General features: G+C 69.6%; 10 protein-coding genes and 5 pseudogenes. 7 read left to right on the forward strand and 8 right to left on the reverse strand.

Translation table 11 applies throughout. The features are described 5' to 3' along the window. The first annotated feature begins 10 nt into the window (after positions 1-10). A complete protein-coding gene (locus tag AC4OXY_RS03860) occupies positions 11-1,384 on the forward strand; it encodes a serine hydrolase domain-containing protein (RefSeq protein WP_491993159.1) in 1,374 nt (457 codons plus the stop codon). 48 nt (positions 1,385-1,432) lie between these two features. On the opposite strand, the pseudogene AC4OXY_RS03865 reads toward AC4OXY_RS03860, so the two are convergent. The 3 genes and pseudogenes from AC4OXY_RS03865 to AC4OXY_RS03875 form a co-directional block, all read right to left on the reverse strand. Continuing rightward, positions 1,433-1,651, reverse strand: a pseudogene (locus tag AC4OXY_RS03865) (transposase family protein); the annotation flags it as partial. 160 nt (positions 1,652-1,811) lie between these two features. Beyond that, positions 1,812-2,729, reverse strand: a complete 918-nt coding sequence (locus AC4OXY_RS03870) for an NADP-dependent oxidoreductase (protein WP_376295570.1) — start codon at positions 2,727-2,729, stop codon at positions 1,812-1,814. A 781-nt stretch (positions 2,730-3,510) separates the two neighbouring features. Then, entirely contained in the window at positions 3,511-4,212 is a 702-nt protein-coding gene (locus AC4OXY_RS03875) for a hypothetical protein (protein WP_491993160.1), read from the reverse strand. A gap of 37 nt (positions 4,213-4,249) precedes the next feature. Here AC4OXY_RS03875 and AC4OXY_RS03880 point away from each other — a divergent pair, with 37 nt between their 5' ends. From AC4OXY_RS03880 to AC4OXY_RS03890, 3 genes and pseudogenes are all read left to right on the forward strand, one after another. Beyond that, entirely contained in the window at positions 4,250-4,759 is a 510-nt protein-coding gene (locus AC4OXY_RS03880) for a CGNR zinc finger domain-containing protein (RefSeq protein ID WP_491993161.1), read from the forward strand. A gap of 74 nt (positions 4,760-4,833) precedes the next feature. Continuing rightward, positions 4,834-5,559 (forward strand): annotated as a pseudogene (locus AC4OXY_RS03885) (ISAs1 family transposase); the annotation flags it as partial. A 185-nt stretch (positions 5,560-5,744) separates the two neighbouring features. Beyond that, positions 5,745-5,837: pseudogene (locus tag AC4OXY_RS03890) on the forward strand (SDR family oxidoreductase); the annotation flags it as partial. A gap of 170 nt (positions 5,838-6,007) precedes the next feature. Here AC4OXY_RS03890 and AC4OXY_RS03895 read toward each other — a convergent pair. Further along, positions 6,008-6,307 (reverse strand): annotated as a pseudogene (locus tag AC4OXY_RS03895) (IS5/IS1182 family transposase); the annotation flags it as partial. A 121-nt stretch (positions 6,308-6,428) separates the two neighbouring features. On the opposite strand from AC4OXY_RS03895, the pseudogene AC4OXY_RS03900 reads away from it, so the two are divergent. Further along, positions 6,429-6,575: pseudogene (locus AC4OXY_RS03900) on the forward strand (ATP-binding protein); the annotation flags it as partial. 14 nt (positions 6,576-6,589) lie between these two features. Here the strand turns inward: AC4OXY_RS03900 and AC4OXY_RS03905 are convergent. After that, positions 6,590-7,492 (reverse strand): NAD(P)-dependent oxidoreductase, encoded by a 903-nt coding sequence (locus AC4OXY_RS03905; protein ID WP_491993162.1) that lies wholly within the window; start codon positions 7,490-7,492, stop codon positions 6,590-6,592. Between the two features lie 59 nt (positions 7,493-7,551). On the opposite strand from AC4OXY_RS03905, the gene AC4OXY_RS03910 reads away from it, so the two are divergent. Both AC4OXY_RS03910 and AC4OXY_RS03915 read left to right on the forward strand, forming a co-directional pair. Beyond that, positions 7,552-7,926 (forward strand): MerR family transcriptional regulator, encoded by a 375-nt coding sequence (locus tag AC4OXY_RS03910; protein ID WP_356039126.1) that lies wholly within the window; start codon positions 7,552-7,554, stop codon positions 7,924-7,926. 475 nt (positions 7,927-8,401) lie between these two features. Continuing rightward, entirely contained in the window at positions 8,402-8,575 is a 174-nt protein-coding gene (locus tag AC4OXY_RS03915; RefSeq protein ID WP_356039123.1) for a hypothetical protein, read from the forward strand. A gap of 515 nt (positions 8,576-9,090) precedes the next feature. Here the strand turns inward: AC4OXY_RS03915 and AC4OXY_RS03920 are convergent. The 3 genes from AC4OXY_RS03920 to AC4OXY_RS03930 form a co-directional block, all read right to left on the reverse strand. Next, entirely contained in the window at positions 9,091-10,134 is a 1,044-nt protein-coding gene (locus AC4OXY_RS03920; protein WP_362823956.1) for an SGNH/GDSL hydrolase family protein, read from the reverse strand. Between the two features lie 327 nt (positions 10,135-10,461). Continuing rightward, complete coding sequence (locus tag AC4OXY_RS03925; protein WP_491993163.1) at positions 10,462-11,055, reverse strand: hypothetical protein; 594 nt, start codon at positions 11,053-11,055, stop codon at positions 10,462-10,464. 199 nt (positions 11,056-11,254) lie between these two features. Further along, positions 11,255-12,793 carry an ArnT family glycosyltransferase gene (locus AC4OXY_RS03930; protein WP_491993164.1) on the reverse strand — a complete coding sequence of 513 codons (1,539 nt, stop codon included), beginning with the start codon at positions 12,791-12,793 and terminating at the stop codon, positions 11,255-11,257. Between the last annotated feature and the right edge of the window lie 960 nt (positions 12,794-13,753).

The following is a 13,753-nucleotide window of genomic DNA, read 5'->3' on the forward strand; positions in this document are numbered from 1 at the left end:
GGAATCAACCATGCCGCAGAAGCAGCTGTCCGAGTTCGTCACGGCGACGGCCGAGAAGCTCGGCATCCCGGGTGTCGCCGTCGGAGTGCTGGTGGACGGTCAGGAGATCTTCGCGTCCCACGGCGTGACCAGCATCGACCACCCGCTGCCGGTGGACGAGCGCACGCTGTTCCACCTCGGCTCGGTCACCAAGACCTTCACGGCGACCGCGCTGATGCGCCTGGCCGCACAGGGCAGGGTCGACCTCGACGCGCCGGTGCGCCGGTACGTGCCCGAGCTCAGGCTCGTCGACGAGCGGGCGGCCGAGCGGATCACCGTGCTGAACCTGCTCAACCACACCGCCGGACTGGACTGGAACCTGATCGACCCCGGCGACGAGGACGGCACACTGGCCGGCTTCGTCGCAAAGCTCGCCGAGCTCCCGCTCATCGCCCCGCCCGGAGCCCGGGCCTCGTACAGCCAGGCCGGCTACAACCTGGTCGGGCGGATCATCGAGAACGTCACCGGCCAGAGCTACGAACAGGCTGTCGCCTCGATGCTGCTGGAGCCGATCGGGCTGTCGAACACCTTCTTCGACCTGGACGAGGTGATGGTCCGCAAGTTCGCCGTGGGCTACAACCGCGACGAGGACGGGACCCTGCGGGCCGCCCGGCCGTGGAAGTCGTACCGGGCCGGTGCGCGCGGCAACAACCCCGGCGGCGGCATCGTCTCCTCAGTGAGCGACCTGCTGGCCTGGGCCCGCTTCCAGCTCGGCAGCGGGGCCGGTGTGCTGCCCGCCGGGACGCTGCACGGGATGCGGGAGCGGACGGTCGAGCTGCGCGGCAGCTCGCTCGGCGATGGCTTCGGCATCGGCTGGTTCCTGCGCGAGGTGGACGGCGTCCGCACGATCGGCCACGGCGGCTCGGGCAACGGCCAGTTCGCCGACCTGGTCATCGTGCCCGAGCGGAACTTCGCCGTGGTCGCCCTTGCCGCAGGCCCGGACGGCTACGTCCTGACGCAGGCCGTCGCCCGCTGGGCCCTCGAACACTGCCTGGGGCTCGTCGAGCGCGACCCGGAGCCGATCGCCCACGACGAGCAGCGGGCACGGGAGGTGGCCGGCCGCTACGAAAGCGACGTCATGAACCTCGACATCCTTAACGACGGCACCCGACTCACCCTGGCCGTCGGGATCAAGCCGGAGATCCGCGCCGCCTCGGACATCGACATGCCGGCCGACTACCCCGCCGCGACCATGGGTTTCCTCCCGGGTGACGGCGACGAGTACCTCATCACAGAGGGCGGGCTGAAGGGCCAGCGTGGCTTCTTTACCCGCGACTCCGCCGGCACCGTACTCGGCGTCGACCTCGGCGGCCGCCTCTTCGGCCGAGCCGTGGATGCCTCCTGAGCACACGGAGAAGCCCCGCAGCGCTCTCGCGGCGACCTCCAGATCGATCGCCGTCGGCTGCCCGCCGGTAGCCGTGTCGGCGAGTCTTCGTGCGTACCGGCCATGTACCCGCCCCGAGGAAGTACCGCAGTCGGGGCACTTGGCCGTCGGTGTCGTGCACCTGGCGCTGATGCGTACTGCGCTGCCGACCCGGACCAACTGATCGATGACCACGGCGGACAGGGACGGGAACAGGACTTTCAGCAGGCCAGAAGCATGATCCCCCACCGGGGAGGGCTACCCCAAGATCAACGGCTTCACGGAAAGTGCCGAAGAGCCTTGCAATTCCCCGCTGGCGGCCACTTGATGGGAGTCAACTGGCCGCCATCGGTGACGCTGCGTTAATGTTCCGGGACGCCTGCTCGACGGTCGCCTCGGGCAGCCGCGGCTAGGGCCGGAGCACGATCTTGCCGTGCGTGTGCTGCTGTTCCAGCTCGCGGAAGGCGTCTCGCACCTGTTCCAGCGGGTAGGTGCGGGCGATCAGCACCTCCAGCTGTCCGCGCGCGGCAAGCCGGGCCAGCTCGCCGAGCACGACCGCACACGCCGCCGCACCTTCTCCGTAGGTCCGCGCGCCGATCGTGGCCGCGGCCTGCCAGTCGCGGATCGTGTTGATTCGCTCCGGCCGCACGCCCAGCTCCACTGCCAGTGCCACGTAGCCGTCGCCGAAGGTGTCGATGAACGCGTCGACCCTGCCGCCGGACGCCTGACGGATCCGCTCGGCCACACCCGGCCCGTACTCGACCGGGAGAACACCGCGATCCTTCAACCAGGCGTGGTTCCGCTCGCTCGCCAGCCCGATCACCGTGGCACCGCGCCGCCGCGCGAGCTGCACGGCAAGCGACCCGACACCGCCCGCCGCACCGGAGACGACGACCGTGTCGTCCGGGCCGGGGTCCACCGCGAACACGGTGGCATAGGCGGTCGTGCCGGCCACGTACAGCGCCCCGGCCACCTCCCACGCCAACCCCGCCGGACGGGAGACCAGATTCACGTCGTCGACCACGACGAACTGCGCATGGCTGGCCCGCCTGTGGGTGAAGCCCAATACCTCATCGCCCACCGCGAAGCCCCGGACGTGCGGGCCGGCCTCCACCACGACGCCGGCCAGATCGCTACCCTGCCCGGAGGGAAACGCCGCCGGCCAGCGTTCGTGCAGCGCGCCCGTGCGGATGTGCGCCTCGCCGGGCTGGATCCCGGTCGCACGGACCTCAACCAGCACCTGCCCAGGACCGGGCACCGGCCGCTCCACCTCCTCCACCCGCAGAACATCGATCCCGCCGTACTCATGAAACCGCACCGCCCGCATCGCGTGATCACCGCACTTCCTCGTCCGGACAAGGCTTGGCCAGCCGCGCGCCAGAGGGCCGACGCCGACCCGTGTCACCGCATTCAAAGATCAAGCACGGATCCGTATTCCCAAGAGCACTACCGACGGCGATGCCGTCCGCGCCCAGGCCCCGCTGTGGCCTGATTCGCCCCGTGCAACTCGGACCCCAGGACATCGACGGAGAGTGACAGCGGAGGTGGCCGTACGTGGGGAATTCTCACTGGCCGCCCGCACTCGGGCCCGCAGGTCCGGCCCTTCAGCCTGCTCGGCCCGGGTCACCCGCGCCTTGCGGGGCCGGTCGTCATCCACCTGCTGCCCCACAAGGTGTGGCATCCCGCCCGGGCAGCCGGACCACAGCTCCCGGGCGTCCGGCCTGCCCCAGACACCCCAGACTGCCCCGGCCCTGTCCGGCCAGTGCCTTCGCCGGGCCGACGGCATCACGAGCATCATCAAGGGATTCCCGAATCCTGATTCCGCAGCTCGGAAACCTGGAATGAGCCGGGCCGAGCCAGTATGAACCGCCTTGCGCGGCCAGGGCTTCGGCGTAGTCGGCTGGCGTCCGGTTCCTGATGGTCTGTCGAGCAGTGATGGCGGTAGAGGTTTTCCCCGCGAGGGTGGTGGGTGATGCCCCAGAGAGACTGGGGATACCCCAGTCGATTGATGATCAGCCAGGGGGCTGAGGGCGGGGCCGATGCGCTGCCCCAGACCCTACGAGCAGACATCGAGCCCATTGGTCGGACGCCTGGCTCGGACGACGCCATCACAGCGCGCGCAGCAACCAGGTCAGTCCGAGTTCGCGGGCAGTAAGTCCGGCCGCCTCGCGGAGTTGGTCGGCTTCGGTTCCTGGTGGCAGTTCGCCGGCGAGGGTGATGGCCGCCGCAGCCGTCTGAGGACGGGCTCCCAGGGATGCGCGCAGGTGGTAGGACCTGCGCAGGTGGTCGACGCCCTGTTCATGGTCCTGTTCCAGGAGGTGGCCGCCGATGTGGCGTTCGGCGTAGGACTCCAGCAAGGCGTCCCCTTGCTCCCGGGCGTGTTCCAGACCGTCCCGGTAGGCCAGGCCGGCCGCGTGCGGGTCGTCGTCGATGTTGTCGGCGAGCACGCCGAGCCAGAAGGTGGCCCAACCCGCCAGTCGGCGCTCGGATCTGGCCTGGGTGAAACCCTCCCGGGCGCGGTGGAGGTCGTCGTCGAGCGGGCTGAGGCCGAACAGCAGCCGGGTGTACCGGATCTGGGCGCCGAGGTACCCGGCGAGCACCGGCTGGGCGAGGGCGAGTGCGTCGACGGCCTCCTCGGCTGCGTCGGCGCCGCTCAGGCGCCACCAGAAGCTGTCCACCAGGATCTCGGCACGCTCGGCCCCGGCGTGCGACGGCAAGACGGCGAGTGCCATGTCCCAGTGGCCCACGCGGTGCAGCATTCGCGCGGTGGCGGCCGGACCGTCCATCATGTAGGTGGCATCAGTAATCATGATGCCTACTCTTCAGCTCCGACAGGTAGGTGGTCAAGTGCGTTACGTCGACTACATCGGGAACCTGACCCGCATCGCGGTCGAGATCGTCAACGGTGATGACCCAAGCGAGCTGCGACAGGAGATGTTCCGACAGCACCGGATCGCCGAGCCCGACACCACACATCTCGCCCAGTTCCTCCCGGCGCTGCGCGCCGCCGTGGAGGCCGCCTCCCAGGCTGGGCCGATCGGCCCCGTCAACGCCCTGCTCGAACAGCACCCGCCCCTGATCCGCGTCGACGACCACGACGGCGAAGGATCACCACACCTGCACTTCGCCCCCAACGCCGCAGACGCCGTCAGCTGGCTCGGCCGCAGCTGCGCCGCAGCCCTCGCCCACGTCGTATGCGGCGACCCGGCCGTGACCATCGGCCGCTGCCACGCCACCGGCTGCACACGTTTCTACGTCGACGACTCCCGCAACCGCACCCGGCGTTTCTGCTCCAACGCCTGCGCCAGCCGGACCACCGTCGCGGCCTACCGCGCCCGCCACAGGGCAACAAGTTGACTCCCCTGAGCGGAAGTCCGACGGATCAGCAGCAGGTGGCCCCCGAAGCCTGAACGGACACGGCTTCCAAGATCATGGAGTTCCTACGCCCCCGTGACCTGTCTGGAAGACCGTGCCCGCCGCCGCATCATCGCCGACCCTGTCCGCTCTTGACCAACTGTGCGAGCAGTTCGAAGCCGAACCCGGGAAGGTCCCGGAGTTACTGGAAACGACTCGCGGAAGTGCCGGACCCGCATGATCCGCGCGGCGTGCGGCACGCCTTGGCGGCCGTGCTCGCGCTGACCGCGTGCGCGGTCCTGGCCGGAGCGACCTCATTGCTGGCAGTGAGCGAGTGGATCGCCGACGCCCCTGCCCACGTGCTCGAACAGCTCGGCCTGCTACCGGATCCGCTGTCGCCGCGCCCTCTGTTGCCCTCCGAGTCAGCGGTACGCCGACTTCTGGCCCGGCTCGACGGCGACGCGTTGGACCAGGCCGTTGGCCGCTGGCTCGCCGACCGCCGCCTGGAGCCGGCGCACGATTCTGACCTGCGCGGGCTCTCGGTGGACGGCAAAGCCGTGCGGGGCGCGACCAGGACCAGGGGCCGAAAGATCCATCTTCTCGCCGCAGTGGAGCACACCAGCGGCCTGGTCCTGGCTCAGCTGGACGTCGGTGAGAAGACGAACGAGATCACATGCTTCCAGCCGCTACTCGACACGGTCGCCGACCTCCCTGGAACCGTGGTCACCAGCGACGCGCTGCATACCCAGCACGAGCACTCCGCATACCTTGTGGATCACCACGCCCACTACATCGCGATCGTCAAGGGCAACCAGAAGAAGTTGCGCAAGCAGCTCACGTCCCTCCCCTGGAAGGAGATCCCCCTCCAGGCGCACCCGCGACCAGGGCCAGGGCCGCTCCGAGATCCGCCGGATCAAGGTCGCCACGGTGAACAACCTGCTCTTCCCCGACGCCCGGCAGGCCATGCAGATCAAGCGCCGCCGCAGGCCTCGCCGAGGCCGCCCTCTTCCTGGCTTCGGACGCCTCATCGTTCGTCACCGGCGCCGAACTCTTCGCCGACGGCGGCTACACCCGGGCCTGAACGACGGCCGGTGGTGCGCATCCGGTTCCCTCGAAGCGATGGGTGCACTCCCGGCCGCGTGTGTGCGTCGTACGAGGCCCAGCGCATCCATAAGCAATCTCGTTGAGGAGAGTGGACGGCACGCGGACATCGTGAGGGAACTGCTCGACGGGGCGAAAGGGTACTACTAGCTAGGTCTCTCCGGTGGGTTGCGACCGGAGCCAAAGTCGGATCGAGGCAACAGTGACGGTGCCGTAGAAGACGTAGGCGCGTCTGTCGAACCTCGTCGCCACAGCCCGGAAGCTGTTGAGGGCATTGATCGTCCGCTCCACCTCGCTCCTGCGTTTGTAGATCGTCCTGTCGAAGCCGGCAGGCCGACCGCCCCTGCTGCCTTTGTGCTGTCGCTTGGCCCGCTGGTTCTTCGGTTCGGGGATCGTCTGCTTGATCTGGCGTCGCCGCAGGTAGCGGCGGTTGCGACGGGATGAGTAAGCCTAATAGGCACTGTGGATTGGCAGTTGTCAGTCCTGGCAGGGGCCGGGCGAGACGTCTGGACGGTATGCAGCGCCTGGGAGTGCTTCGCCAAGAGGGACGCATGCACGGCCAGCCCCAGATGGATGGACCAAGAGGTTCACGGATCCCCGGCTCTGCACCGCGATCGTCGACCGGCTCACCTTCAACGGCACGATCATCGGAACCGGCACCGACTCCTACCGCCTCGTACAGACCCGGGCCAAGGTCGCGCAATCTGCCACCAGCTGAAGGAGGTCAGGAATTCACACTCGGCCGGCCTTGCGAAGGACGGTCGTCAGACGGGCCAGTCCCTCTGGCCCATAGCCGTCCGCTACGGCCTGGTCGATGATGCTTTTCGCCGCTGTAAGCATCCCCACATCGATTCCGTGGCTGGTGGCGGTGCTGATGATGTGGGCAATCCCGGACGCTGCGGAAGCGATCGTGGACCGGCCTCCCGGATAGTGGCCAGTCTGGATCTGCTGGGCGAAACGCGTGATCATCTCCGGGAGGAGTCCACCGATACCGGCGGCGAAGGCGGCAAACCGTTCTGGCTCGATTCCCTCGGCGGACGCGAGAGCGAAGGCGTGCACGATGCCGTTGACCGAGGTGGCAAAGATGTCCAGGAGCGCAACCTCGTAGGCGGATGCCTGGCCGGGATCGTCGCCGAGATGCATCGTCGTGCCGCCCACGGCGGCCATCGTCTCCTGAACGGCCTCGTAGACGTCGCGGGAGCCGCTGAGGAGGACGGCGGCGGCTGGAGTGCCTATCGTCGGGGTCGGCGTCAGGATGGCGCCGTCGAGGTAGTCGATCCCGCGTGAAGAGGCCCACCGTGACATCTGGCGAGCCTGTGCCGGTTCTCCGCTGGTGAGGTTGATCAGCCGTCGGTTTTCCCAGTCCGCCGGCGAGTGTTCGAGCGTGGCCCGCACCGCGGCGTAGTCGATGAGACAGACAATGATCACTTGTCCGGCCTGCACCGCGTCCTGGACCGAGCCGGCGACTACCGCACCCCGGTCGGGGAGGTCTCCGGCCTTTCCCGGCGTGCGGTTCCACACCGTTACCGGGTGGCGGGCATTGAGGAAAGCCGAGGCCAGGGCGCGGCCCATCGGGCCAAGACCGAGGACGGTCACGGATGTCAGTCGAGAGTTGTCATCAGAGGTTGCGATCATGCACAGAACGCTAAACCTTCACATTGACGTCAAGGTCAAGCACTGCTGGACTCTCCCTCATGAGGATCGGTGAACTCTCACGACGCACCAGCGTGAGCCAGCGCTCACTGCGCTACTACGAAGAGCAAGGACTACTCACCCCGACGCGCCTGCCGAACGGATACCGCGACTACGACGAACGCACCGTCACCACCGTGCGGCGTATCCAGATCCTGCTCTCCGCAGGTCTCGGCACATCCGCCGTCGCAGAGATCCTTCCCTGCGCCGTCGATGACACCGTCGTCCTGGCCGGGAAATGCCCAGAACTCATCGACGGCCTGGCGAAAGAGCGTCGCCGGATCAACACAGCGATCGACGACCTGATCGCCGCTCGCGACATCCTCGACTCTCTCATCGGACGCCCGCTTCGCCCCCAGGCCGCCCCATCGCCCTGAAGACGATGATCGGGACCGGGACACAGCGTTGCTGAAACTCGCCGACATTTCTGCGGCCGAGCACCCTCAACCGTTCCCGGAACTCACCAGCACGCGTTGCCGCTTGTCGTCGACACAATCAGCGAACACCCCGCCAGCACAGGGCAGGACAGCACCACCAGCGGGACAGCGCGACGACCCAACGAACTCATGACGGCCCCCTCACAGACGAACAGCAGCTGAGCGAATGCTCCCCCACCCGTGCACCCGACTACTCCCCGGGGGCCGGGCGCGCAGGCGCGCGGGCCTTCATGCGGTCGAGCTCCCAGGGCCACAGTGCCGCGACGCGCTGTCGCCTGCTCCGGGATGCATGCCAGTCCTGTCCGCCACCAACTGCCGCCCCATGGCTTCCGGTTGGATCCGATTGGCGGAGCCGTTTCGTCCGCCCCAGCCATTGCGCACACTGGAGCCCTCGCCACCACAGAACGGGATAATCATGAAGCGTTCGACGCTGTTCCGGCGCATGGTCGCCGCAGTCGCGTTGGCCGGGTTCGCGGTCGCCGGGCTCGCGTTCACGCACGTCCACGGACCGGGCGACATGACCGGCGGCCTGGCCCAGCCTGCCGCAGCGCAGCACGTCCACGGACCGGGCGACTTCACCGGCGGCTGACCGCTGCAACGCACAAGGCCCCGCCGCCCGACTCGGGCAGCCGGGCCCGCGACGCGGAGAAACCGGCGAAGCCGCACCGCTGCCATCCGCCGGACGATCAAGACTGCCAACTCCCGCCCACGACCAGCACGGGCACCCCGACCGCACGTCACACCAGCCCCTCTGACCAGCACGTTCGAAGATGGCGAAGGCTCAGTGGTGCGCATCGAGTGGCTTCAATGCGGTGGAACGGCCCGGTTGAGGGCAGCGTGCGCTTCTCCTTGACACGGGTCGTGGACTCTGTTGGCCAATTGGGGGCCTACGGGGCTGCCCATACTTCGCCGCCGGTGAGGGCGGCGAAGTCGGCGTGGGCCTGTCCGGCGGCTTCCGGGTACATCTCGCGCTAGGTGCGCGGCGGGCTCTGGCAAGTGCCGGTCTCCGGAAGACGCCGGTCTTTTTGTTGGCGGGTCAGCTGGCCCCGGGCCGCGTTTCCGTGCGGGTGCCGTGGTTCTGGTGGCGGGGTTCGGACTGGTTGGTCAGCGTTCGAGAAGGGCGATGCGGATGGCTCGTTCGACGTGGGCGGCGGTGTTGGCGTGTCCTGCGGCGTTGGGGTGGACCAGGGTGGCGCGCTTGCCGACGAGAGTGCAGTTCAGCAGCGTGCCGGGGACCTTGGCGGGCCAATAGTCCGCGGCGTTGCCGCAGATTCCCTCGACCCACTTGGTGTCAGCGGGCTGGCAGGCGTCGTGGCCCACGCTGGAGGAGTAGACGTCGACGTAGCGGTCGCCGAAGAACGACGTGACCCGCTGGATCGTGTTGTTCAGCGGCTTGAGGACGTCGTCACGGAGCCAGTCGATGTCGGCGTGGGTGATCGAGCCGAGCTCGGTGAGGGACGCGCGGTTGCAGTCACTGCCCTTGTCCGGCAGGACGGCCGGGTATCCGACCGTGATCACCTTGGCGTTGGGCGCGGCCTGGTGCACCTGGGCCAGCATCTCGATGTACTCGTCCTGGACCCGGGCGAGCTTGTCCTGGATGCTCTCCTCCCCCTCGGGGGGATTGGTGTAGTAGTCGCGGCAGGACTTGCCGCTCGTGCCCTGTTCGAGGCACTTGAGGAGCATGCCGCCGAAAGGCAGGCTGTTGCCGCCGACGCCGATGGTGACGACGTCGGTCTGGTCGTTGAGGCCGGCCCGCTTGATCTGCGGGTCCACTGCGGGCCAGCCGGCGGCGGGGGGCTGGACCGGGCTGATCGGCGTCTGCTTGTCCTTGGCGATGTTGGCGATGGTGGCGTTGCCGCAGCTGACGTTGGTCAGGTGGACGGGCTTGCCCGGCGGGAACTCGTCGAGCTCCCGCTCGACATCGCCGGGGTAGGCGTCGGTGGTGCGGTCGCAGCCGTCCCGCGATGTATCACCCAGTGCGGGTTGCGGGTCCCCGACGAAGACGCCGGCGGTGTACGAGTCGCCCAGCGCGGCCCACTCGTACCGATCAGCCGCACCAGCGGAGCCCGAGGGCACAAGCGCGGACGCCGCCAGGGCGAGTCCCACGGCCAGTGCTCGCGCGCGCAGGCGGGAGACGGGGTGTCGCATGGATCTTCCAGGACGTGCCAGCAAGGCTGTCGAGGCGAGGGCTGCCAGTCGGCCCATAGACATCGGACGCATCCACAGTCTCCGTTCACTCGTAGTAGCCAATTGGCTACGCGTTGAAGGTAGTTGGGGGCATGCGACCGACCGGCGAGCGCGCCGGGTAAACCACCCAGGCGTATTGCGCTGAGGTTCTGGCCACGGCGAATGCGCCGGTGGCCAACCCATGACACCGAAGAGAGGTGCCACAGACAGCTGATGGCATCGGACCGCGCCAGGAGGGGCCTGGGGGTGCCGACGGACAGCCTGACCTTGTTCCGCACGCGGAGCCACTCAGTGGCCCGTCTCCCGGCCGCGGTACGGTCCGGGCTCCTGCGGGCGGTGTGCCTGCTGGTCGTCCTGGCGCGCCGGGTGCGCTCCATCGGCATCGTCCTGTTCGGCGTAGCGTGCCATGGTGGCGCGGACCCGGTCGGCCGCCGCCGTGAAAACGTCCCTGAGGTGGCGGAGCCGCTTGGCCGTGAGATCGAGGGCTTCCACGTCGGTACGGGACTCCCACAGAGCCCGCAGCGCCGTCATGCCGACCTCCTCCTGCCGGCCGGCCTCCGGCTCCTGGTCGCCGCGCCCGGGGGCGGCGGCCGGGGGCGCGAGCAGCTGCTCGGGCATCGCCGCCTGCTGGTGCGCGACGACGTCGTACCTCCGGCCCCGCACGCCGGCGTCGATGGTGGTGCGCAGCTTCTCCCGCACCACCGCGCCGGCGAGAACAGCCCGGTCGTAGCTCAGCGGGAGGCGGGGGATCTCCCACTCCCCCGCCGTCTGGTCCGGGGTCCGGGGCGCAGCCGGGACGCTGGGATCGGCCGGGGCTGCCGGTCCGGGTCGTGCGCGGGGGTCGGTGGGCGGCGCCGGGCAGGGAGGTCGGACAACGCCCACCGTGCGGTGTGGAGGCGGTAGCCGGGCTCCAGGCCGCGCACGGTCTTCGGCTCGCTGATGTCCACGCAGTGGGCGGAGATTCGGCGGCCACGATCTGGTCGTCCAGGCCGGGGTCGCGGCGTCGGCCGCGCAGAACACCCAGTGGTGCAGCGGTCAGGACGCTTCATGCCGTCCGGCTCTTGCCGCTGGGGCGGGGCCGTCACGCGTAGTTGCGCAGTTCGGGCCACATCTTGCCCCAGGGGCGGCGGGGGCCTGTGCAGACGTAGACGTGGCCGCCCCATTCGACGTTGTGCACGCCGTAGGGGTTGGAGAGGGTGGCGGTCACGCGGACGTGCCGGAAGTACTGGCGCAGATGGGCGGCGTACTCGGGGGCGTGGTCGGGGCCGGGTGCGACGGCCACCACGGTCGTGGCGTCAGGGTTGCCGGGACCCCACCACCAGTCGGTGTTGTGGGCGCTCACTGCGGTGGGCAACCCGGTACCGCGGCCGAGTTCGTTGATGGCGCCGGCCTCGCCGTAGTCGGCCGTGAAGATCACCGCGTTCGCGCGCTGCTCGGGCGGGAGACCGGTCCATACCTGCCGCAGGGTGCCCACCAGTTGGGGCCAGCCCAGGGATTCCCCCGAATTCGAGTTGATGCCGTACGTCCAGGCCACGTCGGAGGGCGGCAGTACCGGCAGCACGATCACGGCGAGCAGCGCAGTCGAGACGGCGGTTGCGACCATCAAGCCGCGCAGCCGGCCCGGTCGGGAGTGCAGCCACCCGTCGAGTCCCACGGCCCCGGCCGCCAGCAGGCACACATACAGGCCGCCCAGGTAGTACACCTGCGCTCCGGTCGTCACGGCGAACAGCACGTACAGCACGGCGTACGCGGTCACCAGGCACCGCCACAGCGGCCGGCCGGACCGCCACAGGAACCGCAGGCCCACTACCCACAGCACCGTCATCGCCAGACAGGCCATGCCGAACTGCCCCACGATCCAGGTGAGGATGTTCCCCGGGCCCCCGTTCTTCCCGTTCAGCGCCCGCGCCATCTCGAACATCGCCCAGCCGTGCCGCGCCTGCCACCACAGGTCCGGCAGCACGAGCAGCACGGCTATCGCGGCGCCCGCGAGGAGTCGGCGGTCAACCGCGGTCCGGCGGGCCGGCCCCAGCAGCACGGCGGCCAGCAGCACGACCCCGAAAATAGCCGCGAGGTGGTTGAATTCCGCGCCAATGCCGACCAGCGCTCCCGCAGCGAGCCACCACCGCGTGTCGCCGGTACGGCCGATCCGTACGACCACGAGCGCGATCGCCGCCCACGCCAGCACTTCGTACGACGTGGTGTTGGCAACGTGCGCGCCGCCCAGCAGCACGGGCATGGTGGCGGTCGCGACCGCCGCGAGCAACTGGGCCCGCCGCGCGCCGCCGAACTCACGCGCGGTCATCCCGCCCACGACCACCGTGCCCGCGGCGGCCAGCGCGGGCCACAGCCGCAGGCCCGCCTCCGAGACCCCGAACAGCGACAGCGAGACCCGGGCCAGCAGAGGCGCCAGCGCCGGCTGGTCCACATAGCTCGCCTGGAGGTGCCGAGCGCAGTCCAGGAAGTACAGCTCGTCGATATGGAAGCCGTAGCGCGGCGACAGCGCCATCAGCACGGCTAAGACCACCCCCGCGACGGCGAACACCCGCCGGTCCAGCGGTGCGATCCCCCCGCCGGCCTCCCCGTCCGCACGCCGCCCCACATCCGTCGCGTCCGTCATCCCCGCTACCCCCCCCGTCCTCGGCCCCTCGGTCGCATCGCCCGTCCGGGGGCGACCCGGCGCGCGCTCCCGGGCCGCTCGTACCCTACGCACCCAGTCCACGCGAGGTGAAGCACCCCCGACCAGCGCTTCCGGGCGGCCCCTCGGGTCAACTCGTGAAGGCCTGAGCGGCCCTGCCGGGTGGTGCCGGTGCCCAGTGACGGCCGGTCACGTCGCCTCCCACGATCCGCGCCTGGCCACCTGCTCGACCGCCGCCCACACTGTGGGCCACGGCTCGCCTGCGCCGTACCGGGGCCGAAGGAACGGCAGACCGCCCTGCACATCCGTCAGAACTCCGCCCGGCCACGCGCCGTGGCCCGGACCAGGTCCCCGACCCCGGCCGGACGTGTCACCGCTGTACCGGTCACCGCGCACCGACCTGCGATGTCTCGGCCCGCTTCCGGCGGCGCTGCACTGGGTCGATCGCCCGCGCGCTGCCCTCACCGTCCGCGACCCGGGCCCGGTAGTCCGCCTAGTCACGCGATGTCCAGGAGTCCATCCCGGCCGGGAAGTCCTCGCCGGCACCCACGCGTCCGCCTCGGCCGCCGGGACTCCGCACATGCCGACGCAGGGCTCGCACGCGTGCAGGTCCGCGCTGACCGTGTCTGCCGGTCGGCCCAGCCGCACGGGGAACCGCGGGTCGGGGGTGCCGCTGCACCAGCATCACGAGCGGCCCGTGCGCTGCTGGTCGCTCAACTGGTCCAGGTGCAGCGCGGGAGCGTCCACCAGGGCGCCCGGGCCGGAAGATGTGCCGCGCGTCGTCATCGTCAGGCCTCGTTCGTCGTCCGCGGTGCCCGCCGGTCCCCCTAGGGGGTGAAAGGGACCGGCAGGCCGTCAACTGGCCGATCGGGAACGATCACCGGACGGCCGGTAATCACTCAACTCCGCTGCGCTCTACCGGGCAAGGGCGCAGAGTAAGAA

This window comes from Streptomyces sp. HUAS MG56, from assembly GCF_058673395.1.

What these genes read in the sequence shown, in the direction of transcription:
- AC4OXY_RS03860 (WP_491993159.1), top strand. Translation starts at nt 11, where the DNA reads ATGCCGCAGAAGCAGCTGTCCGAGTTCGTCACGGCGACGGCCGAGAAG.
- AC4OXY_RS03910 (WP_356039126.1), top strand. Translation starts at nt 7,552, where the DNA reads ATGAGGATCGGTGAACTCTCACGACGCACCAGCGTGAGCCAGCGCTCA.
- AC4OXY_RS03875 (WP_491993160.1), bottom strand. Translation starts at nt 4,212, where the DNA reads ATGATTACTGATGCCACCTACATGATGGACGGTCCGGCCGCCACCGCG.
- AC4OXY_RS03870 (WP_376295570.1), bottom strand. Translation starts at nt 2,729, where the DNA reads ATGCGGGCGGTGCGGTTTCATGAGTACGGCGGGATCGATGTTCTGCGG.
- AC4OXY_RS03920 (WP_362823956.1), bottom strand. Translation starts at nt 10,134, where the DNA reads ATGCGACACCCCGTCTCCCGCCTGCGCGCGCGAGCACTGGCCGTGGGA.
- AC4OXY_RS03930 (WP_491993164.1), bottom strand. Translation starts at nt 12,793, where the DNA reads ATGACGGACGCGACGGATGTGGGGCGGCGTGCGGACGGGGAGGCCGGC.
- AC4OXY_RS03905 (WP_491993162.1), bottom strand. Translation starts at nt 7,492, where the DNA reads ATGATCGCAACCTCTGATGACAACTCTCGACTGACATCCGTGACCGTC.
- AC4OXY_RS03915 (WP_356039123.1), top strand. Translation starts at nt 8,402, where the DNA reads ATGAAGCGTTCGACGCTGTTCCGGCGCATGGTCGCCGCAGTCGCGTTG.